The following is a 21,616-nucleotide window of genomic DNA, read 5'->3' on the forward strand; positions in this document are numbered from 1 at the left end:
CGATTAGTTCGCTGCAGCGTTGCGCCGGCGAGTGAGTAATACACATTGTCCAAATGCGTCCCTCCTGAAGAACTTTTAACCAACTAAATAGCAACTTAAAAGAGGCCATTGCGAACTCATTTCCAGTCCGCAACGGCCTCCCCTTAAGGAGTTTTATTTACTTTCTTTCACGCTCTTAAATCGCCCCAAGAATCCGCCTGGCATTATCAATCCTCTCCTGCGTAGGAGGTTTCACGCCCTCCAGCAGATAAGGAATCCCCAGCTTTTCCCATTTAAAAATGCCAAGAGTATGATACGGAAGAACTTCCACGCGCTCAACGTTTTTCAGTGTATGGATAAAATCCGCCAGCTGGTGCAAATACTCATCCTTGTCACTGCCCCCCGGTACCAACACATGCCGAATCCAAACAGGCTTACCCATATCCGAAAGCTCACGGGCCATGGCAAGAATATTCGTATTGGTCTGCCCGGTAAGCTTCACATGCTCCTGCTCATTGATCTGCTTGATATCCAGAAGCAGAAGATCTGTATACTTCATCAGCTCCAGCCACTTAGAATGCCATGGCTCCTTAGTGGTATAAGGATTTCCGCTGGTATCCAAAGTAGTATGGACTCCCGCTTCCTTTGCCTTACGGAAAAGCTCTGTGAGAAAATCCATCTGCAAAAGTGGTTCCCCGCCGCTCACCGTGATACCACCCTTATCTCCCCAGTAAGACTTAAACCGAAGTGCTGTCTTCAAAAGCTGATCCGTAGTGTACTCTTTTCCATCTGTCATATTCCAGGTATCCGGATTATGGCAGAACTGGCAACGCATAGCACAGCCAGAAAGAAAAATCACATATCTCACTCCAGGTCCGTCCACAGACCCGAAGCTTTCCAGAGAATGAACATAGCCTTTTAACATTTTTATTTCCTTTACATTCATATTCATAAAAAGGACATGCAACCTTTGACATATATTATATTGCATGCCCTTTTGTTTCGCCGATACTATTTTACAATATCAGACTTACATTCTGTCATGGCAGGTTCTGGCAATAACATCCAGCTGCTGCTCTCTTGTCAGATCGATAAACTTAACTGCATAACCGGAAACACGGATAGTGAAGTTTGCATACTCCTCTTTTTCCGGATGCTCCATAGCATCGATCAGTTTCTCTTTGCCAAATACATTTACGTTCAGGTGATGTGCACCCTGGTTGAAATATCCATCCAGTACATGTACCAGATTATCTGTACGCTCTTCATCACTATGTCCAAGAGCTTCCGGATTAATGGTCTGTGTATTGGAAATTCCATCCAGTGCATCCTCATAGTCAAGCTTTGCAACAGAGTTCAGTGAAGCAAGAAGTCCGTTCTGCTCTGCGCCGTAAGATGGGTTTGCTCCAGGTGCCAGAGGCTCTCCAGCCTTTCTTCCATCCGGAAGAGCTCCGGTAGCTTTACCATAAACAACGTTAGAAGTAATGGTAAGAATAGAAGTGGTTGGCTTGGAATCACGGTAAGTATGGATGTGTTTCAGTTTATCCATGAAGGTGGAAAGCAGATTTCTTGCAATCTCATCTGCTCTGTCATCATCATTACCGTAGCGTGGGAAATCACCCTCAACCTGGAAATCAGTGGTAATTCCATCCTCATCACGGATAGCTTTTACCTTCGCATACTTAATAGCAGACAGAGAATCTACTACATGTGAAAATCCAGCAATACCTGTTGCAAAAGAACGCTCAACCTTGGTATCGATAAGCGCCATCTCAGCTGCCTCATAGTAATATTTATCATGCATATAGTGAATCATGTTCAAGGTTCCTACATACAGATGAGCCAGCCAGTCCATCATCTGGTCATATTTCTGCATAACCTCATCATAATCAAGATACTCGGAAGTGATCGGCTTGTACTCCGGTCCTACCTGAGTCTTTAACTTCTCATCCACACCACCGTTGATCGCATAAAGGAGGCATTTTGCAAGGTTTGCACGAGCTCCAAAGAACTGCATTTCCTTACCGGTCTCAGTTGCAGATACACAGCAGCAGATAGAATAATCATCGCCCCATACCGGACGCATAACATCATCGTTCTCATACTGGATAGAACTTGTTGTAACAGAAATATTAGCAGCATATTTCTTGAAGTTTTCCGGCAGCTTGGAAGAATAAAGAACAGTAAGGTTTGGCTCCGGAGCCGGTCCCATATCCTCAAGAGTATGAAGGAAACGATAGTCATTCTTGGTAACCATATGGCGTCCGTCAACACCAATACCTGCAACCTCAAGAGTTGCCCATACCGGGTCACCGGAGAACAGCTGGTTGTAGGACTCAATTCTCGCAAATTTAACCATACGGAATTTCATTACCATGTGGTCAACAAGCTCCTGTGCCTCTTTCTCAGTGATCACGCCATTTTTAAGGTCTCTTTCAATATAGATATCAAGGAATGTGGAGATACGTCCAACACTCATTGCAGCACCATTCTGGGTCTTAATTGCTGCAAGATATCCAAAGTACAGCCACTGGAATGCCTCATGAGCATTCTTTGCAGGCTCTGAAATATCATAACCATAAACCTTTGCCATCTCTTTCATTCCTTTAAGAGCGCGGATCTGATCTGCGATTTCCTCACGAAGCTGGAAATCATAACGTCTCATACCCTGGCGGTCGCTGTCTGCAAAGTCTTTCTCCTTGCCTGCGATCAGAGCGTCAATACCGTACAGAGCCACACGTCTGTAATCGCCAACGATACGTCCACGTCCATAAGTATCCGGAAGTCCGGTAAGGATGTGGCTGTGACGTGCTCTTTTCATTTCTGGTGTATAAATGTCAAAAACGCCCTGGTTATGTGTTTTGAACTCATATTTTGTAAACATATCGTGGATCTGAGGATCTACCTTGTAGCCGTACATTTCGCATGCCTGCTCAGCCATTTTGATTCCGCCGTATGGCATAAATGCACGTTTCAGAGGCTTGTCTGTCTGAAGTCCTACAACCTTCTCAAGATCCTTCAGGTCTTCAGAAATATATCCTGGTCCGTATGCGGTCAGGCCTGTGACAATCTTTGTCTCCATGTCAAGCACACCATTGTTGGCACGCTCTGCTTTCTGCAGCTCCTGCAGCTTTCCCCACAGTTTGTCAGTTGCCTCGGTCGGGCCTTCCAGGAAAGAATCGTCTCCGTCATAAGGGGTATAATTGTGACGGATAAAATCACGAACGTTAATTTGTTCTTTCCAACGACTTCCTTCGAAGCCTTCCCACTGTGCAAAATCTTTCATTCTTGTACCTCTTTCTTTATTTTATAGTTCTCCGCGTATATTGAAGAATTGTTATTGGTTTAACGATTGTAGTATACGAGATTGTTTTTTTTCCGTCAATCGGTTTGGGGCATGCTTTTAATAAAGTACAATTTATCTGGTAAAAAATGGATTTTCCTATATATAAGTCCTATATTCTGTACTTTAATTCATTTTTCCATTTGTAAGTCCCATTTTCACTGTAGTAAATACAGAGAAATATTCTCGATATACTTTGTTAAATTTTATCAACTTAATTGAAGGGGGCTATCGCTTAACGAATAAATTTTCGTGAAGCTCTCGATGGTCTTATCTGCATCGCCATGTTCAATGCCATCACGGAGCGTGTTGCTGTGAACGAAGTGGACAATAACTTATACTCCTTTCTGCTTGCTAAAAATTTAAGTATTTGTTTTACTATTATCTTGTCATATGTTATCCTATTCTTACAACATTAAGGGGGAAACAAATGTAATGGAAAAGAAATCAAACCATTTTTCAGGACAGCTTGGTTTTGTCCTGGCTGCAGCCGGAAGTGCTGTAGGAGTGGGAAATTTGTGGAGATTCCCATACCTTGCCGCAAAAGACGGAGGCGGCTTATTTTTAATTATCTATCTGATTCTGGTACTTACCTTCGGATTTACCCTTCTCACCTCGGATATTGCGATCGGACGGCGTACACAGAAGAGTGCCATCGGAGCCTATACCCAGATGCATCCCAGATGGAAGTTCCTGGGAATCCTTACATTCCTTGTACCAGTGCTTATTATGACCTATTACGCGGTCATCGGCGGATGGATTACCAAATATGCGGTGGTATACATAACCGGTCAGGCACAGGCAGCTGCCGCAGATGACTATTTTACAGCCTTTATCACCTCTTCCACTTCACCGGTGATCTTCGCACTGCTTTTCATGGGTGTTACTGCTTTCATTGTATACAATGGCGTGGAAAAGGGGATTGAAAAAGTATCCAAATGGATGATGCCGGTCCTACTGGTTCTGGTCGTAGTGATTGCAGTGTATTCTCTTACGATTTCACATACGGATGCTTCCGGTCAGCTTCGCACCGGCTTACAGGGATTTCTTTACTACCTGACGCCTGACCTTGAAGGACTGACTGTGCATCGTTTTCTGCAGATTCTGCTGGATGCCATGAGCCAGCTGTTCTTTTCACTCAGTGTATCCATGGGAATTATGATCACCTACGGCTCCTATGTAAAACCTGAAGTGAACCTAAACAAAGCGATCAATCAGATTGAAATTTTTGACACAGGTGTTGCCTTTCTTGCAGGTGCCATGATCATCCCGGCTGTATATGTGTTTTCCGGCACTGAGGGAATGGGTGCCGGACCAAGCCTGATGTTTATTTCCCTGCCAAAGGTATTTTCTGCAATGGGAAAAGCTGGTACCTTCGTAGGAATCCTGTTTTTCGTAACTGCTATTTTTGCAACCTTGTCTTCCTGTATTTCCGTACTGGAATCTATTACTGCAAACTGCATGGAAATTTTTCATACCAGCCGTAAAAAAACAGTTCTTGTTTTATCTGTGATCTACCTTGCAGCTTCCGCAGTTATCGCTTTGGGATACAGTATTTTCTATGTGGAAGTGAAGCTTCCAAATGGTTCTGTGGGACAGCTTCTTGATATTATGGATTACATCAGTAACAGTGTTATGATGCCATTTATAGCACTACTTTCCACGATTCTCATCGGCTGGATCGTAACGCCAGATTATGTGATTGACGAAATGGAAAGAAGCGGGGATAAGTTCCGTAGGAAAAAATTGTACCGCGTCATGATCCGCTTTGTTGCACCGGTTATGATGTTTATTCTGTTTTTACAATCTACAGGGATTTTATCTTAAACTGTAAAGCATGTTTGAGGAAGGCTTTTTGCAAGATGTGCCTCACAATTTTGGAAAGCTTATATTGCGCAAAAAACATCCAGCCTGCCATCGTTGTATGGAGACTGGATGTTTTTTATAATTTGTAATTGTTTAGATACTGAAGCTTTATTAGTTTCTCACTGCCAGCGGTGTTCTGCCTCTTCGATTTCCTCAATAAACATTAAAAGGAAGCTGATGAGAAGCAGGATGCTGGATATCCAGATGGCTCTTTCGCCGTAAGCCATTGAAAGTCTGCCGCCAATTCCTGCGCCAATAGCAAACAGAAAAATAATGGCGAAATAGCATAAGGCCTGATGAAGCAGGCGGGGCTTTCTTTCACGCATGTAAGCGGAAAGGGCTGCAGTGCCGCTTCTCAGATTTCCGATACACATGGTGCTTGCGTAGGCATTTCCTTCAACCTTTCGGAAGGTCTGCACCTGAAGGGCGCAGGAAAAGGATACCAGGGTGGTGGCAAGCACGTTCAGATTCCCTGGGATGAAGCCAACCAGAAACAGCAGGATGATCTCTACTAGAAGGATTCCCTGGCGCCAGTGAAGGCGTCTGGCATAGCGGAATTTTTCCTGAATGCGTTCCGCTAACAGAACTCCAAGGAAGAACGCGGTCAGGGGAATGAGATAATGCAATCCTGCTTTCACTTCGCCATTCATAAACCGCTCACTCATCAGTACCACGTTTCCGGTCTGGGCGTTGGAGAAAACGCCATCGCGGGTAAAATAGGTATAGGCATCCTGAAATCCTCCTGACACTGCAAGGAATGCACTGTTTATGAATGCTTCTGAGGTCTGTACCCTTTTATGATGGTCCATAATAAGCTCCTTCTTTCGTCTTTTATCTTTCGTATACATACATATTTTCAGATTATAGAATAAATAATGCTTTCTGTAAACATCTATTTTGATATGTAGAGTATATATATCTTATATGTCTAAGATCAGATTTCTTTATGCGCTTCCAGATACTCTTTTCTTCCCTCTTCATAAAGATTGTTGCCTTCGCTGTCAATAATGACTACAAGGGGCATATCTTCTACGTAAAGCTTACGGAGAGCTTCTGCGCCCAGATCCTCGTATGCGATAAGCTCCGCTTTTTTGATACATTTGGCAAGAAGGGCGCCGGCACCGCCGATGGCTCCGAAGTAAACACCGTGATATTTTTTCATGGCTTCTACTACTTCAGGCAGACGCGCTCCTTTGCCGATCATTCCGCGGGCTCCTACAGACATCATGGTTGGTGCGTAGGCATCCATACGGCCGCTGGTAGTTGGTCCGGCAGATCCGATGACCTGACCTGGTTTTGCAGGAGTTGGTCCTACATAATAAATAGTTGCATCTGTTGGATCAAAAGGAATCTTTTCGCCTTTTGCAAGAGCCTCACACATACGTTTGTGACCTGCGTCACGGGATGTGTAGATGGTTCCGGTAAGGAGAACCTGATCTCCTGCGTGAAGGGTTTTTGCCAGTTCTTCCGTCAGAGGCAGTGTAATATGTTTTCTTTCCATGATCAGATCACCTCCGTTTTGTGTCGGGTAACATGGCAGTTGATGTTGACTGCACATGGCATTCCCGCAATGTGAGTAGGCATTGTCTCAATATTCAGACCGATGGCTGTGGTCTTTCCGCCAAAGCCCTGTGGTCCGATTCCAAGCTTGTTTACTTTCTCCAGCATTTCATCTTCCAGCTCTGCATAGAATGGATCCGGATTGTGGGAATCCAGAGGACGCATCAGTGCCTTCTTTGCAAGAAGAGCACATTTGTCAAAGGTTCCACCGATTCCAACCCCTACAACCATCGGAGGGCATGGATTCGGGCCTGCTGTCTCAACGACTTCCAGAATGAAATCTTTGATTCCCTGAAGTCCTGCAGATGGCTTGAACATACGGATCATACTCATATTCTCACTTCCGAAGCCTTTCGGGCCCACTGTGATCTTCACTTTATCGCCAGGAACGATTTCTGTATAAATCATAGCCGGTGTATTGTCGCCTGTGTTTCCACGGCGTACAGGATCTTTTACAACAGATTTGCGAAGATATCCGTTTGTATATCCGCGGCGTACACCTTCATTGATTGCATCAGTAAGATCTCCGCCAACAAAGTGCACATCCTGTCCGATTTCCAGGAACACACATGCCATTCCTGTATCCTGACAGATCGGTACATTTTCGTTATCTGCAATATCAAAATTCTCAATAATATTGTCAAGAATACCCTTGGCAATCTCTCCGTCTTCGCATGCGCGGCATGTTTTGATAGCGCATTTTACGTCTTCCGGAAGATGTTCGTTTGCTTCGATACAGAGTTTTTCGATGACATCTGTAAGTCTGCTTACTTCTACTTCACGCATTTTGGTAAGCTCCCTTCTTTCATAATATTTATTTCATTTTTATCTCTGCTCGTGACGGGCGTAGTTTGGAAGCAGTAATGGAGATACTTTATCGGTCTCTGCCCCTGCTGCTTTTAACTCTTTCTCATATGCGTAAATATGATCCAGGTTCATTTCCCCAAGCTCTACCTCTTTGCATTTTGCAGCTGCCTTTTTACCGGCATTTCTTCCGAATACGATTACATCCAGAAGAGAGTTGCCCATCAGTCTGTTTCTTCCATGGATTCCGCCTGCAGCTTCTCCTGCAACCAGAAGGTTCGGGATTTCTTTTGTAAATCCATCTCCATCAATTTCCAGACCACCATTCTGGTAGTGCAGAGTAGGGTAGATTACGATCGGCACTTTTCTCATATCAATGCCATAGTTCATGTACATACGGAACATTGCCGGGATTCTCTTCTCAATAGTTCCCTCTCCTCCAAGGATCTCAATCATCGGAGTATCCAGCCATACACCTTTCAGTCCGCCAGGAACCTCTACGCCACGGCCTTCCTCACACTCACGGATAACACCGGAAGCATTGACGTCACGGGTTTCCAGAGGGTGAATATAGGCTTCTCCGTTTGCATTTACAAGCTGCGCGCCAACGGAACGAACTTTCTCTGTTACCAGTGCGCCAAGGATCTGGGACGGATAAATGGCACCAGTTGGATGGTACTGGATGGAATCCTGATAAAGAAGGGAAGCACCTGCTCTGTAACCAAGTACAAGACCATCTGCGGTTGCGCCGTAGTGGTTAGAGGTAGGGAATCCCTGATAGTGCATTCTTCCTGCTCCGCCGGTTGCAATGACAACTGTTTTTGCTCTTGCAACGGAGTAATCGCCGGTTTCCATGTTAAGAAGAACAGCACCTGCAGTCTGTCCTTTTTCATCTTTCAGAAGTTCTACAGCGGAAGTAAATTCTACTACCGGAATGCCAAGGTTCAGAACCTCGTCACGGATAGTACGCATAATTTCAGATCCGGAATAATCCTTTGCAGCATGCATTCTCTTTCTGGAGGTTCCACCACCGTGCGTGGTGATCATGGTTCCATCGTCTTCTTTGTCGAACTCAACGCCAAGATCATTCAGCCATTTAATTGCATCCGGAGCTTCCATTACAAGTCTCTTTACCAGCTCTGGCTTTGCAGCAAAATGTCCGCCGCCGAAGCAGTCCAGATAATGCTGTACAGGGGAATCATTTTCTTTGTCAGCTGCCTGGATTCCACCTTCTGCCATCATGGTGTTGGCATCACCGATACGAAGTTTGGTCACGATCATAACGTTGGCACCTGCATTGTGTGCTTCGATGGCACAGGAGGAGCCTGCGCCGCCGCCGCCGATTACAAGTACATCTACATCATAATCAATTTTGTTAAGGTCAATTTTTTCATTCAGAAGACGGCTTTCGGAGTGAAGCATTTCTGCCAGTTCCAGTGGTGCCTTCTGTCCTTTGTTTGGTCCTACTTTGATTTCTGCAAATGCATCCGGGTTATAATCTGGATGGAATTTCTTAAGAAGAGCATCTTTCTCATCAGCGCTCAGACGTCTTGGCTCTGTTGTCATACGCTGTGCTCTTGTAGCCTCTACCTTTTTGATGGATTCCATCATATTTTCTGGATATGGTGCGTACATGTTTTATGCCCTCCTTATTTCTCGATTTCTCTGTTGTTGTAAAGTTCTTCCATGTCTGTGATCGGTTTCTGCATAATCTGCTCGATCAGGTCATCGTATTTGCCTTCATGAATCTCTTCTACACGTTTTTCAAGATGTTCACTCTTAGGTGCAATGTATTTTCCTGTGAGACGTCTTGCAAGAAGACCTACCATCGGGTGAGAGATACCTGCCGGACATCTTACGGAACAGCATCCGCAGCTTACGCAGTCAAAGGATTCTTCTGCGCATTTCTCAAGCTCACCTCTCTGCGCATATGCGATGTACTGCATTACATTTAAGCCCTGGGTACATGCTTTTGTACACGCGTTACAGCCGATGCAGCTGTAAATTTCCGGGTAGAGCTCCATCATGACCTGCTGGTTTGGCTGAAGGTCTTCGATATTGTAGAGTCTCTTGTCTGTAGGGAAGAACGGGATGCTTGCTACATACATGCCTTCCTGTACCTGTGTCTGACAGGCAAGACAGGTTTTCAGTTCATTGTCGCCTTTGATTCTGTAGATTGTGGCGCAGGCGCCGCAGAAGCCGTGACGGCAGCCGCAGCCGCGTTTTAAAGTGTATCCGGCGTATTCCATGGCCGTCATAATGGTCAGGTCAGCTGGTACGGTGTATTTTTTACCGAAGAAATATACGTTTACCATATTTTCCATGTTGTGGGGTCCTTTCTTCTACTTATTCAACCCGTACGACTTGTGAAATGGGTATCCCGCACGTGCCCGTCGCAACGCTCTGCTGAACTAATCGCTAACTGCGACTAAGGAGTTCAGGAGAGCCTTCACTCCTAAGTCTTCGTAAGCGCTGGATTTCAGCGCCGCTAAAACCGCTCCTGAAATGGGCATCTTAGCGAGATACCCATTCCCCAAGTCTGTGTACTGGCAATAACTGATTCATTTATTCGAAAGTTTCTTAAGATTAAAAAGTTTAGTACTCGTCAGGTAATTGATCGATCTCGTCCATTCTAAAAACCGGACCATCTTTACATACGTACTTAGATCCGATATTACAACGTCCGCATTTACCAATACCGCACTTCATACGAAGCTCCAGTGTTGTATAAACCTGAGTTCTTGTAAATCCAAGCTCCTCAAGGCCCTGAAGTACGAATTTGATCATGATCGGCGGTCCGCAGACTAATGCGACTTTGTTGGTGTCGAAGCCGATTTCTTTCAAATAGGTTGGTACGAAGCCTACATGTCCGTCCCAGCCTTCCTGCTCACGGTCGATGGTCAGGTAGACGTTTACGTCTTTTGCATTCATCCACACTTCCTGGATCTCTTTTAATTTTACAAGATCATCTGCGGAACGGGAACCGTAGAGAATATCTACAGTGCCATAGTCATCGCGATTGTCAAGAACGTAGTTGATTACGGAACGAAGTGGTGCAAGACCGATACCACCGGCAATAAACAGAAGATTTTTGCCTTTCAGCTTATCCTCTACCGGAAAATGGTTACCATATGGTCCACGGACTGTGATCTCATCTCCCACCTGAAGGCTGTGAAGATAAGAGGTCAGCTCACCACATTTCTTAATACTGAATTCCTGATACTCTTTATTTGTAGGAGAGGAAGTAATGGAAAACATACCTTCGCTTACACCTGGGGCGCAGACCATAGCGCACTGGCCTGGCATATGCTCAAAAAGCTTTCCTCCATCCGGTGCTGTTACACAGAATGTTTTTACATCCGGAGTCTCCTCATGAATATTTGTGATCACACCAACCTGTGGAATCAGAGTATCCAGAGTATAATTTTTATGACAAGTACACTCGCTCATTACTTTTCACCTCCATGCTTTTCAAAAGCCTTAATCACCTTCACGATATTTAAAGATGACGGACATTTTTCCACGCAGCGGCCACAGCCTACACAGGAGTACATACCGTTGTTATTAGCAGGGAAATATACAAGCTTGTGCATAAATCTCTGACGGAATCTCTGCAACTGGCTGATACGGTTGTTTCCGTGAGCCATCATTGTGAAATCGGAATACATACAGGAATCCCAGCAGCGGTAACGCTTTACACCGTGTCCTGTGTCGTAATCCTTGATGTCATAGCACTGGCAGGTCGGACATACAAAGGTACAGGTTCCGCATGCCAGGCATGGTTTATATAAAGTCTCCCAGACAGGAGAATTAAACTTCGCATCTGTAGCATTTCCATCCCATCCTTCCAGAGAAAGATGTGTATATGGAAGCTTTTCTACAATGTTATGGATTGCTTCTTTTTCAGCATCCACTTTTGCCTGATCGCCGTCAGCCGGGGTAAGAAGTTCTTTTACAGCTTCTGTAAGAGCCTCTCCTTTTTCTGTAAGGGCTTTCCAGTAAAGGCTTCCCTCCACCATCCAGGCTGCTACATCGGCAATTCCTTTTACATCGGCGTCTGCTTCCGGATCTGCTGCATCTGTTCCAAAAACCTTACAGAAACAGGATTCCTCCGGCTCATGACAAGCCATGGCAACGATGGTTCCATGATCTCTTCTTGCTGCATAGAAGGTATCAACAGGATCAGCAAGAAAAACCTTATCCAGAACTGCAACACCTTTTACATCGCAGGCTTTCATGCCAAATACAACGAACGGACGGCTTCTCAGCTCTTCCGGCTCTACGGTCAGCTTCTTTCCATCACGAACACAGGTGTAAAGTGTTTCGCTCTGTGGGAAAAAGACATCTTTGCCGGATTTTACGGTTTTCAAGGTCTCAAGGTCTGCCTCTTCTCCTTCATTCCAAAGGCCGAAGTTGGTCTGTCCTGCCTTTTTGACCGGAAGGATCAGATCCTGGCTTTCTGCGATTTTCCGGAATAATGCTTCCAGATTTTCTTTTTCAATCTTATACATACATTATCCCCTTTCTGCCACTACACCTGGCTCTACATCATCAAATGTAAAGCTGGTCAGCGGGCCTTTTGACTCAGCATCTGCTCCTGCCTGATATTCGCCGTAGAAGGTATCAATATCCTTGATGAACTTACGGTTAAACAGATGAAGCGGAATCCCCTGCGGGCAGACACGGCTGCACTCACCGCAGTCTGTACATCTTCCTGCAACGTGGAATGCACGGATAATGTGGAACATTTTTTCTTCAAAGGAATCCACATTTGCCTTCTGCGCACTGTCAAACTTGGTGCTGTCGAATACACATTTACGACAGCTGCAGGCTGGACATGCATTACGGCATGCATTACAGCGGATACATTTACTGAGCTCCTTCTGGAAAAATGCGAAACGCTCTTCCGGGCTCATTTTCTCAATTTTCTCCACTTCTGCGAAACGGTCTGCATCCTTTGTATCCTTGGATTCGCCGATGATCTCATCATAGATCATATGCTCTTTTCCTTTGCATACATGGCAGCGCTCCAGCATTGCATCCTTGTAAGCAACTGTTTTGTCACCGTAGATTGTGGAAACGTTAAGTATTTCACAATCATCGGTAAGCTCAGCGCCGGAAATGCTCTGGATTCCCTTGATGCCCATTTTACGAAGCTTCTCCACATCCAGCTTGCCTTTACAGCCAACACCGATAATGTAGGCTTTTTCACGGTCTACACGGTGTTCCTTGATCAACTGGTTGAAGCTGTAGGTATCACAAGGCTTCAGACAGACAAGAGTTTTTCCCTCTAATTTGGAAGCCTCGATCATCATTTTACTTAAGTTTTGTCCGCAGAAACCATTATAGACAAATTCGTCCAGGCTTTCTGCTGTTTCGAAATATGCTGCTTCCGGATTGTAAGGCAGGTCTCCGGCTTTCCAGCCAAGAACACGTGTTACGGTTCCATCAGCCAGCAGTTCTTTTGCACGAGCGATCAGTTCCTGCATCTTAAATCCTCCAATCTGACGTTTTTACCCAGAGAATGGATTTTTTCCACAAATTCATTCATGGTCTGGGAGAATTTTACACCTTCTGCGGCAGATACCCACTCAACACGGGTACGGCCATTTTCCACACCAATGAAGTCCAGCATGGAGAAAAGAAGTGTCATACGTCTTCTCGCATAATAGTTTCCGGTTGTGTAGTGGCAGTCTCCCGGATGGCAGCCGCACATGATCACGCCGTCAGCACCTTTTTCGAAGGCACGGAGGATGAACATTGGATTTACACGGCAGGAGCATGGTACGCGGATGATCTTTACATCAGCCGGATAAGAAAGACGGCTGCTTCCTGCAAGGTCTGCACCTGCGTAGCTGCACCAGTTACAGCAGAATGCCACGATCTTCGGTCTGAATTCTTCTTTTGCTTCTATCGACATATTGCATCTACCTCCGCTAAAATCTGTCTGTTGGAGAATCCCTGGAGATCCATTGCTCCGGACGGGCAGGTTACGGTACATGCACCACAGCCCTGGCAAAGAGCATTGTTTACAACAGCAATTCTTCTTGTCTCACGGATTCCGTGGTCATTTACCTGTTTTTCCTCATAGGAAATCGCACCATACGGACACACATTTGCACACTGGGAGCATCCGTTGCAAAGAAGCTCGTCAGAATGTGCGGTACATGGGTTGGTGGTCAGCTTGTCTTTTGCAAGAAGGCCGATTGCCTTTACTGCTGCTGCGCCAGCCTGTGCAACTGTCTCCGGAATATCCTTTGGTCCCTGGCAGACACCGGAAAGGAAAATACCAGCTGTAGGGGACTCTACCGGACGAAGCTTTGCATGTGCTTCTGTGAGGAAGTTGTTGGTATCAATACTTGCGGTAAGCATAGTTGCAATTTTTCTTACATCCTTGTTTGGCTCGATGGCAGCTGCAAGAACCACCATATCAGCCTCCATAAGGATCTGTTTATTTTCAAGCAGGTCAGAAGCCTGAACCATAAGAGTTCCATCCGGCTGTGGGATTACCTTTCCAACCTGGCCTTTTACATAATTTACACCGTAATCTTCAACAGCTCTTCTGTAGAACTCATCGAAGTTTTTGCCTGGAGTACGAACGTCAATGTAGAAAACAGTTACATTTGTATCCGGGTATTTGTCACGGATCAGCATTGCATGTTTTGCAGTGTACATACAGCAGATCTTGGAGCAGTAGCTCTTTCCTCTTTCATCAGAGCAACGACTTCCCACACACTGTACAAATACAATGTTTTTCGGAGCTTTTCCATCGGAAAGTCTCTCAAGATGACCTTTTGTAGGTCCTGCTGCATTCATGATACGCTCAAGCTCAAGAGAGGTGATAACGTCCTTACTCTGGCTGTAAGCGTACTCATCATATTTATCCAGCGGAATCACGTCAAAACCGGTTGCAACCACGATTGCACCGTATTTCTGTGTAACAATTTCATCCTTCTGCTCATAATCAATTGCACCTGCAGCACAAACCTTGGAGCAGACACCGCATTTTCCGGTTTTGAATTTGGTACAATGCTCGCGATCGATTACCGGAACATTTGGGATAGCCTGAGCGAACGGAATATAGATAGCACTTCTGTTGTTCAGACCGCGGTTAAATTCGTTTGGATTTTTCTTGGACGGACATTTCTCAGAACAAACGCCGCATCCGGTACATTTGCTCATATCCACGCTTCTTGCTTTCTTGCGGATATCAACGGTGAAGTCACCTACAAAGCCGCTTACCTTCTCAACTTCACTGTATGTATAGATGTTGATTTTCTCATGTGCTGCTGCCTCTACCATCTTTGGTGTAAGGATACATGCGGAGCAGTCCAGAGTTGGGAAGGTTTTGTCCAGCTGGGACATTCTTCCACCAATACTTGGAAGCTTCTCTACAATATCAACCTCATAACCAGCCTCTGCAATGTCAAGGGCTGACTGGATTCCGGCAATACCTCCGCCGATTACAAGAGCTCGTTTGGTTACAAGGCTCTCGCCTGGCTGAAGAGGAGCATCCAGATTTACTTTTGCAATTGCGGCTCTTGCAAGGATTACTGCCTTTAAGGTAGCCTCTTCCATATCCTTGTGGATCCAGGAGCAATGCTCACGGATATTGGCAATCTCTACCATATATGGGTTTAAGCCCGCTTTCTGTGCTGCCTTTCTAAAGGTAGCCTCATGCATACGCGGGGAACAGGAACAGACTACGATTCCTGTCAGATTTTTTTCATGGATGGCGTTAATGATCTTGGCCTGTCCTGCTTCAGAGCACATGTACTGATAATCTTCCGCATGAACAACGCCCGGCTCTTTTGCTGCCATCTCTACTACTTTTTTTACATCAACTGTGGCTGCAATATTGGTACCACAATGACATACGAATACACCTATTCTCTGCACCTGTTTTTCACCTCCTGTATCTTCTGAATGCACTTACCAACAGCTGCTGCGGTGTGTCTTCATCAAGCAGCTCCGGAATTTCGTCTGCGGTCAGATAGTTCTGTTCACGCTCACGGACAACCAGCTGTCTGGCTGCATCGATCAGTTTTCCCGGTTTTACATCTCTTGGGCAACGCTCCACGCATGCAAAACAGGAAAGACATTTCCAAAGGGATTTTGACTGTGCCAGTGCTTCAATATCGCCGTTCTGTACATAAGTTACAAACTGGTGAGGCTTGATATCCATCTCGTTAAATGCAGGACAGGTTGCGGAGCATTTTCCGCATTTCATACATTTCAGGGGATTTACTCCGGAAATTTCTTTGATTCGCTCTGCCGCATTCTGAGTATTTCCATATGTATAAGCCATTACTTCGCCACCTCCTCTTTTACTCCGAGAGCTTCTGCAAGAAGTTCTGTAAAATAGTAAACAGGAAGATCGCCGGTTCCGTTCTTTTTCAGGTTATACATGCAAAGTGGACAGGCTGTGATCAGCATATCTGCTTCAAAGCCCTTTGCACTGTCCATGATTTTCTCGCACATATTCTGTGCCATTTCTTTTTCTTTCAGGGAAATGTAGCCGCCGCAGCACTCATTGCGGTATGGGTATACCACAGGTTCTGCGCCAAGGGCACGGATGAAGTCTTCCATAATGGTTGGATTCTCCGGATTATCAAATGACATGATTTTTCCTGGTCTTAAAAGAAGGCAGCCATAATATGCACCGATTTTTTTGCCAGTTAAAGGATTTACCACTTTCTTTTTGATCTCATCAAATCCAACTTCATCACGGAGTACTTCCAGATAATGAAGGACATTTGTCTCTCCTTCATATGGAGTATCCAGTTTCAGATAATTATTTGCTCTGGTGCGGATGTCGTCCACGTTTTTCATGTCGTCGTTCACACGTTTGAGCACATGATGACAGGCTGAACAGACTGTGATCAGATCCTGTCCTTTTTCTTTTGCGTCATTTAAAGCCCGGATGGAAGAAAGTTTGGTGGCAATCTCATCGCTGCCAAGAGGATATACGCCGCCGCAGCACTGCCAGTCTTCTATCTCTTCCATTTCGAAGCCCAGTGCTTTTGCAGAAGCTCTGGCATAGGCATCCAGATCTTTTGCCTTATTCTTCAGGGTACATCCTGGATAATAACTGTACTTCATGCTTCTTGTTCCTTTCTTGTCACTGTTCACTAAATGTGCTTTTCTAAATTCACATATGTAAACAGCAGCTATTTGGGTTGCTTTCGCAAAGTGGAACCCGACTTACCGCTTTCCACGATAGAAGCCGGGATGTCTTTGCTGGTATAGTTAAATATAAAGTCTTGTGCTCTGCACTGGGAATTGATTTTTCTGGTAAAATGCAGACAACAAAACCTGGTCCTTACAGTTCGATCTGTGCGATTACTTCTTTCAGGGCATCAGCACTCTTTTTCAGCAGTGCAACTTCTTCTTTATTCATACGCATCTGAACTTTTCCCTGGATTCCATTTGGTCCTACAAGAGTAAGGGTACTCAGGCACACATCTTCAATCCCATACTCACCGTGAAGCATGGAGGATACAGTTGCAAGGGAATCGGAAGCTGCCAGGATCAGACCTACCAGCTGGCAAACGGTAGCAGATACTGCGTAGAAGGTTGCACCTTTCTTTGCAATAACTTTTCCGCCGGATTTCTGTACATATTCCAGCATGGCTTCTTTATCCAGAGGTTTCACATCCTTGCCGTGAGCTTTCATTTCTTCATAATACTCATCTGTGCTGAGACCGGAAATGTAAGCGCCTGTCCATGGAATGAAGGAGGTGTCTCCGTGCTCGCCAAAAACATAAGCGTGGATATTTCCCTGGGCTACTTTGAAGTGCTCGGAAAGTCCATAGCGAAGTCTTGCTGTATCAAGAATAGTTCCGGATCCCATGATCTGATTCTCCGGAAGACCGGAAATCTTGGTAAATACATAGGTCATAATATCTACCGGGTTGCTTACGATAATATACTTTGCGTCTGGAGCTTCTTTTACGATCTGAGGAGTGATGCTCTTCAAAATGTTTACGTTTGTCTGAGTAAGCTCAATTCGTGTCTGTCCTGGTTTACGGGCGATTCCGGAAGTAATGATCACGATGTCTGAATCTTTGGCATCTGCGTAATCTCCGGCCACCAGAGATACAGGGCTTCTAAAGCAGGTTCCCTGCTCAATGTCCATAACCTCTCCTTCAACCTTCTCCTTGTTGATGTCGATCAGAACAATCTCGGAAGCGATCTCATCGTGTGCCAGTGTGTAAGCGATAGTGGAGCCAACGCTTCCAGCTCCGATAATGGTAATTTTGCTGCTCATAAAAAACTCCTTTCATGGGGGTTGTGGAATTTTGTCAACTTTTCCCTCTGTTTTGTCACTTTTTCGTGGGATTGGTTGGTTTTCCCTGTGTGATGTCCTTTGTTTCTTGTTTATTTTTTAACAATCACAGTTAGAAAAAAAGCGGGTAAAAACTTTATTTTCTGCCTTGTGACATGGCCTAAACCAGAAACACAGAGAATTTTCTTCCTGTTTTCCTGGTTCAAGTCATGTCACTATGTGTTTCTTGACAAACAATTCTCAACAAAAGGACTTTTCCCTCTTCGTCTCCGCATAAAATATTGGTTTTCTCCGCTCTCATTAAGATACCACAATGACAATCTTTTAACAACTATTTTTTTAAATTTTTATCATTATTTTGGGGCTTCTACATATTGCATAAATATAGGGGCTCTGTTTTGTATGATTTTATGTAGGTTACTTCTGTAAATCCCATTGTCCCCAGATTGGCGTCTCCCTTTTTCAGATATGCATTAATTTCCTTATTATTTACAATTTTCTGGTACTTCAAGTAGATCAGTTCTCCTTTTTAGCTTTTTTCTCAAGATAATTATAAGGAAAAAAAAGCAGGTTGTTGTCTCGGACATGTAAAATTTTGTTTAAATTTGAGAAGAAGAAAGCATCTGTCAGTTACGATTCGACAGATGCTTTTTTCTAAAGCATGTTTAAAAAATTATATATCTCACCAATGCTTTTTTCCTACCCGAATCAGCAGGCGTACAGCTTCACAATATTCTTCAGATTCTCCACAGCATAATCCATTCCTTCAACGGTAATGTGTTCGCATGGTCCGTGGAAGGCATAGCCGCCGGTTCCAAGGTTCGGACAGGGCAGTCCCATGAAGGAAAGCCTTGCGCCATCTGTGCCGCCGCGGATTGCAACTGTCTTAGGATTCAGCCCGGACTGCTGGACGGCTTTCTTGGCGTTATCGATCAGGTGCATGCAAGGCTCGATCTTCTCTTTCATGTTGCGGTACTGTTCTTTGATGATGAGGGTTACGGTACCTTCGCCGTATTTCTCGTTGAGAAGCTTGACGATATGTCTCATCAGCTCCTGGCGGCAGGCGAACATGGCGCTGTCGTGGTCACGGATAATGTAGTCAAGGCTTGCAGAAGACACATCTCCGCTCATTTCACAGAGATGGAAAAATCCCTCATACTCTTCTGTGTTCGCTGGGGTATCTCCTGCCGGAAGCATGTTATTGAACTCCATGGCAACCAGGGCTGCATTGATCATGGTGTTCTTACTGCTGCCCGGGTGTACAGAAAAGCCTTTGATCTTTACTTTCGCACCTGCGGCATTGAAGTTCTCATACTCGATCTCATTCTCCGCACCGCCATCTACAGTATAGGCAAAATCTGCTCCAAAGTCTTCTACATCGAAGAAGTCTGCGCCGCGGCCCACTTCTTCATCCGGGGTAAAGCCGATACAGATTTTTCCATGAGGAATGTTCTCTGTGATCACCTGCTCTGCCATAGTCATGATCTCAGCCACACCAGCCTTGTCATCTGCACCAAGAAGGGTGCTTCCGTCGGTGGTGATCAGGGTTCTTCCTTTTAAAGATGCCAGATGTGGGAAATCTTTCAAGGTAAGAGCATATTCACTGTCTCCCAACTTTACATCACCGCCGTCGTACTCCGGGATGATCTGTGGATTTACGTTTTCTCCGGAGAAATCAGGTGCTGTGTCCATATGTGCGATAAAGCCGATGGCTGGTTTCTCTTCCAAGCCTTCTGTAGCCGGGATCACGCCATAAACATAGCACTTGTCATCAATGCGCACGTCCTGAACCCCTATTTTTTTCAGTTCCTCTGCCAGCTGGTTTCCCAGGTCAAACTGACGGCTGGTGGATGGCACGTTCTCCTGCTCATCCTCGCTTGTGGTATATACTTTCACATAATTTAATAAACGTTCGTATGCACGCATTTTTGCTTTTCTCCTTCTCATGTATTCTTTATTTTCAAGCAGCTCGGCTAAATAATTTTACAGCTCTTCCAGTTTCTCCAGTTCCCCGCCAAATGAAGTATCCATACATTCTTCAAAAGACGCTTCCTTCTTCATCTTCTCCAGTGCCACTCCCGCCTTCTTTACAGTCTGCACCGTTCCGGCACCTGCTATGCAGCCGCCAGGACACGCCATGCCTTCCAGCAGATATCCGTTGTATTTCCCTGCTTTGGCTGCCATCAGCATCTTTTTACACTCCTGAAGTCCGTTAGCACTGACTACCTTCACCTCGCGATCCGGATCCATTCGCTTTACAGCTTTCACAACTGCGGCTGCCACACCGCCGCTAACAGCGAAGCCACGACCGTCACTACTGGCCTGGGTAAGAGGCTCTTCCTCCGGAAGGCTGGCAAAATCAACATCCTTGGCATCAAACATGCCTTTCACCTCTTCAAAGGTGAGAACGAAGTCCACATAGCTTCGAACCGATTTACGGCTTGCCTCCAGCTTCTTGGCTGCACATGGTCCTACAAACACGATCTTGCAGTCTGGCTCTTCCTGCTTCAGAAGTCTGGCAGTCAGTACCATGGGAGTAAGCGCCATGGAAATGCAGTTGGCAAGCTGTGGAACCGTCTTTTTTGCCATAACAGACCATGCCGGGCAACAGGAGGTTCCCATAAACGGAATTTTCTCCGGCACTTCCTTCATGAAGTCCTTAGCCTCCTCAATGGTGCAAAGATCTGCACCCACAGCCACTTCCTTAATATCCGTAAATCCAAGCGCCTTAAAAGCTCCCCGAAGCTGGGTATTCTTCAATTCCGGTTCAAACTGACCTGCCACAGCCGGCGCTACAATGGCATAAACTGGTGTATCACTTTTTAATGCCATAATGGTCTGATAAATCTGTCCCTTATCTACAATGGCACTGAACGGACAGCTTACCAGGCACATTCCACAGGAAACACACTTGTCATAGTCGATCTCTGCTCTGCCATACTCGTCTGAATGGATGGCATTCATTCCACAGGCCTTGGCACACGGACGCTCCTGCTTGATAATGGCATTATATGGACAGGATTCCAGACACTTTCCACATTTGATGCATTTCTCCTGATTGATCACAGACCGCCCGTTTTCCATGTGGATAGCCTGCTTGGGACAGACCTCCTGACAAGGATGTTCCAGACAGCCCTGGCAGCCCTCTGTGACAATCACACGCTTCTCCGGACAGGAGTTGCAGGCGAATTTAATAATATTGATAAGGGGCGGCTCATAATATTTCTCTTCGATCAAGCTGGCTTCTACGCCCTTGGAAATTGGCGCATGCTCGGAAATGTTTCGAAGAGGCAGTCCCATTGCCACACGCAGTCTCTCTCCTACGATAGCTCTCTCCAGAAAAATACTGTCACGATATGTTGCAATCTCTCCTGGAAGAATTTTGTACGGAAGATCATCCATCTCTTTCTCAATGTCGCCCTCATAGGCAAGCCGGGCAATTTCAGTAAAAATCTGGTGTCTGATTTTTGTCTTTGATGAGTATAGTCCTCTCATTCTTTTTCTCCTTATGCTGTAGTATTTTGCACCAGCCAGATTTTACCGCAATCAATCTAACTGTCTTTATAAAGTTTTCTTTCTCCGCTTTTTTAAATAGTTGATATAAATTCATCAAGTATTTATTATACCACCTATCATACAAAAAAATTATAATTTAAGCAAATCTTTTTCCAATTTCTTTTCCTGGAGCATGTATGAAAAAGGCTTTCTTTTAGTGTGTTGAAAGTTGTTCAAATGTGTCCCTCCTGAAGAACTTTTCACCCTCCCAACACATTAAA

General features: G+C 45.2%; 19 protein-coding genes. 1 reads left to right on the forward strand and 18 read right to left on the reverse strand.

What is annotated here, in order from left to right; genetic code table 11:
* Nucleotides 1-175: 175 nt before the first annotated feature.
* Together pflA and pflB are read right to left on the reverse strand one after the other, a co-directional pair.
* Nucleotides 176-904 (reverse strand): pyruvate formate-lyase-activating protein, encoded by a 729-nt coding sequence (gene pflA, locus AB5618_RS10930; protein WP_368366727.1) that lies wholly within the window; start codon nt 902-904, stop codon nt 176-178.
* Between the two features lie 105 nt (nt 905-1,009).
* The gene (gene pflB, locus AB5618_RS10935; protein ID WP_368366728.1) at nt 1,010-3,265 is read right to left on the reverse strand and encodes a formate C-acetyltransferase; all 2,256 of its coding nucleotides are present in this window, start codon (nt 3,263-3,265) and stop codon (nt 1,010-1,012) included.
* A 492-nt stretch (nt 3,266-3,757) separates the two neighbouring features.
* On the opposite strand from pflB, the gene AB5618_RS10940 reads away from it, so the two are divergent.
* A complete protein-coding gene (locus AB5618_RS10940; protein WP_368366729.1) occupies nt 3,758-5,149 on the forward strand; it encodes a sodium-dependent transporter in 1,392 nt (463 codons plus the stop codon).
* A gap of 158 nt (nt 5,150-5,307) precedes the next feature.
* Here the strand turns inward: AB5618_RS10940 and AB5618_RS10945 are convergent, their stop codons facing one another.
* From AB5618_RS10945 to AB5618_RS11020, 16 genes are all read right to left on the reverse strand, one after another.
* Nucleotides 5,308-5,997, reverse strand: coding sequence for a YoaK family protein (locus tag AB5618_RS10945; protein WP_227198914.1), 690 nt, complete (start codon nt 5,995-5,997; stop codon nt 5,308-5,310).
* A gap of 125 nt (nt 5,998-6,122) precedes the next feature.
* Nucleotides 6,123-6,689 (reverse strand): Fe-S-containing hydro-lyase, encoded by a 567-nt coding sequence (locus tag AB5618_RS10950; RefSeq protein ID WP_368356755.1) that lies wholly within the window; start codon nt 6,687-6,689, stop codon nt 6,123-6,125.
* Nucleotides 6,690-6,691: 2 nt separating this feature from the next.
* The gene (locus AB5618_RS10955; RefSeq protein ID WP_148461094.1) at nt 6,692-7,534 is read right to left on the reverse strand and encodes a fumarate hydratase; all 843 of its coding nucleotides are present in this window, start codon (nt 7,532-7,534) and stop codon (nt 6,692-6,694) included.
* 39 nt (nt 7,535-7,573) lie between these two features.
* Nucleotides 7,574-9,187 (reverse strand): FAD-dependent oxidoreductase, encoded by a 1,614-nt coding sequence (locus AB5618_RS10960; RefSeq protein ID WP_148461093.1) that lies wholly within the window; start codon nt 9,185-9,187, stop codon nt 7,574-7,576.
* 14 nt (nt 9,188-9,201) lie between these two features.
* A complete protein-coding gene (locus tag AB5618_RS10965; RefSeq protein ID WP_118578143.1) occupies nt 9,202-9,876 on the reverse strand; it encodes a 2Fe-2S iron-sulfur cluster-binding protein in 675 nt (224 codons plus the stop codon).
* Nucleotides 9,877-10,147: 271 nt separating this feature from the next.
* A complete protein-coding gene (locus tag AB5618_RS10970; RefSeq protein WP_148461092.1) occupies nt 10,148-11,002 on the reverse strand; it encodes an FAD/NAD(P)-binding protein in 855 nt (284 codons plus the stop codon).
* Entirely contained in the window at nt 11,002-12,063 is a 1,062-nt protein-coding gene (locus tag AB5618_RS10975) for a 4Fe-4S dicluster domain-containing protein (RefSeq protein WP_256144221.1), read from the reverse strand. Before AB5618_RS10975 ends, AB5618_RS10970 begins: the two co-directional genes overlap by 1 nt.
* A 3-nt stretch (nt 12,064-12,066) precedes the next feature.
* Nucleotides 12,067-13,041, reverse strand: coding sequence for a 4Fe-4S dicluster domain-containing protein (locus AB5618_RS10980; RefSeq protein ID WP_148461090.1), 975 nt, complete (start codon nt 13,039-13,041; stop codon nt 12,067-12,069).
* Nucleotides 13,029-13,472 carry a hydrogenase iron-sulfur subunit gene (locus AB5618_RS10985; RefSeq protein ID WP_118578139.1) on the reverse strand — a complete coding sequence of 148 codons (444 nt, stop codon included), beginning with the start codon at nt 13,470-13,472 and terminating at the stop codon, nt 13,029-13,031. Before AB5618_RS10985 ends, AB5618_RS10980 begins: the two co-directional genes overlap by 13 nt.
* Nucleotides 13,463-15,451 carry a CoB--CoM heterodisulfide reductase iron-sulfur subunit A family protein gene (locus AB5618_RS10990; RefSeq protein WP_173718187.1) on the reverse strand — a complete coding sequence of 663 codons (1,989 nt, stop codon included), beginning with the start codon at nt 15,449-15,451 and terminating at the stop codon, nt 13,463-13,465. Before AB5618_RS10990 ends, AB5618_RS10985 begins: the two co-directional genes overlap by 10 nt.
* A 7-nt stretch (nt 15,452-15,458) precedes the next feature.
* A complete protein-coding gene (locus AB5618_RS10995) occupies nt 15,459-15,860 on the reverse strand; it encodes a 4Fe-4S dicluster domain-containing protein (protein ID WP_173716025.1) in 402 nt (133 codons plus the stop codon).
* Nucleotides 15,860-16,654 carry a CoB--CoM heterodisulfide reductase iron-sulfur subunit B family protein gene (locus AB5618_RS11000; RefSeq protein WP_215660396.1) on the reverse strand — a complete coding sequence of 265 codons (795 nt, stop codon included), beginning with the start codon at nt 16,652-16,654 and terminating at the stop codon, nt 15,860-15,862. Before AB5618_RS11000 ends, AB5618_RS10995 begins: the two co-directional genes overlap by 1 nt.
* 220 nt (nt 16,655-16,874) lie before the next feature.
* A complete protein-coding gene (locus AB5618_RS11005; RefSeq protein ID WP_148461088.1) occupies nt 16,875-17,822 on the reverse strand; it encodes an L-lactate dehydrogenase in 948 nt (315 codons plus the stop codon).
* A 385-nt stretch (nt 17,823-18,207) separates the two neighbouring features.
* Entirely contained in the window at nt 18,208-18,351 is a 144-nt protein-coding gene (locus AB5618_RS11010) for a hypothetical protein (protein WP_173718189.1), read from the reverse strand.
* Nucleotides 18,352-18,548: 197 nt separating this feature from the next.
* Nucleotides 18,549-19,766, reverse strand: coding sequence for a peptidase T (gene pepT, locus AB5618_RS11015; RefSeq protein ID WP_148461087.1), 1,218 nt, complete (start codon nt 19,764-19,766; stop codon nt 18,549-18,551).
* A gap of 57 nt (nt 19,767-19,823) precedes the next feature.
* Nucleotides 19,824-21,335 carry a 4Fe-4S dicluster domain-containing protein gene (locus tag AB5618_RS11020; RefSeq protein ID WP_173773346.1) on the reverse strand — a complete coding sequence of 504 codons (1,512 nt, stop codon included), beginning with the start codon at nt 21,333-21,335 and terminating at the stop codon, nt 19,824-19,826.
* Nucleotides 21,336-21,616 lie beyond the last annotated feature (281 nt).

The sequence above is a fragment of the Ruminococcus sp. J1101004sp1_RTP21198st1_B9_RTP21198_201120 genome, from assembly GCF_040924245.1.
Lineage (GTDB): Bacteria > Bacillota > Clostridia > Lachnospirales > Lachnospiraceae > Blautia_A > Blautia_A faecis.

Bases quoted from the DNA above. Each gene is read 5' to 3' on its own strand.
- pflA (WP_368366727.1), bottom strand. From the start codon at position 904: ATGTTAAAAGGCTATGTTCATTCTCTGGAAAGCTTCGGGTCTGTGGAC.
- pflB (WP_368366728.1), bottom strand. From the start codon at position 3,265: ATGAAAGATTTTGCACAGTGGGAAGGCTTCGAAGGAAGTCGTTGGAAA.
- AB5618_RS10940 (WP_368366729.1), top strand. From the start codon at position 3,758: ATGGAAAAGAAATCAAACCATTTTTCAGGACAGCTTGGTTTTGTCCTG.
- AB5618_RS10945 (WP_227198914.1), bottom strand. From the start codon at position 5,997: ATGGACCATCATAAAAGGGTACAGACCTCAGAAGCATTCATAAACAGT.
- AB5618_RS10950 (WP_368356755.1), bottom strand. From the start codon at position 6,689: ATGGAAAGAAAACATATTACACTGCCTCTGACGGAAGAACTGGCAAAA.
- AB5618_RS10955 (WP_148461094.1), bottom strand. From the start codon at position 7,534: ATGCGTGAAGTAGAAGTAAGCAGACTTACAGATGTCATCGAAAAACTC.
- AB5618_RS10960 (WP_148461093.1), bottom strand. From the start codon at position 9,187: ATGTACGCACCATATCCAGAAAATATGATGGAATCCATCAAAAAGGTA.
- AB5618_RS10965 (WP_118578143.1), bottom strand. From the start codon at position 9,876: ATGGAAAATATGGTAAACGTATATTTCTTCGGTAAAAAATACACCGTA.
- AB5618_RS10970 (WP_148461092.1), bottom strand. From the start codon at position 11,002: ATGAGCGAGTGTACTTGTCATAAAAATTATACTCTGGATACTCTGATT.
- AB5618_RS10975 (WP_256144221.1), bottom strand. From the start codon at position 12,063: ATGTATAAGATTGAAAAAGAAAATCTGGAAGCATTATTCCGGAAAATC.
- AB5618_RS10980 (WP_148461090.1), bottom strand. From the start codon at position 13,041: ATGCAGGAACTGATCGCTCGTGCAAAAGAACTGCTGGCTGATGGAACC.
- AB5618_RS10985 (WP_118578139.1), bottom strand. From the start codon at position 13,472: ATGTCGATAGAAGCAAAAGAAGAATTCAGACCGAAGATCGTGGCATTC.
- AB5618_RS10995 (WP_173716025.1), bottom strand. From the start codon at position 15,860: ATGGCTTATACATATGGAAATACTCAGAATGCGGCAGAGCGAATCAAA.
- AB5618_RS11000 (WP_215660396.1), bottom strand. From the start codon at position 16,654: ATGAAGTACAGTTATTATCCAGGATGTACCCTGAAGAATAAGGCAAAA.
- AB5618_RS11005 (WP_148461088.1), bottom strand. From the start codon at position 17,822: ATGAGCAGCAAAATTACCATTATCGGAGCTGGAAGCGTTGGCTCCACT.
- pepT (WP_148461087.1), bottom strand. From the start codon at position 19,766: ATGCGTGCATACGAACGTTTATTAAATTATGTGAAAGTATATACCACA.
- AB5618_RS11020 (WP_173773346.1), bottom strand. From the start codon at position 21,335: ATGAGAGGACTATACTCATCAAAGACAAAAATCAGACACCAGATTTTT.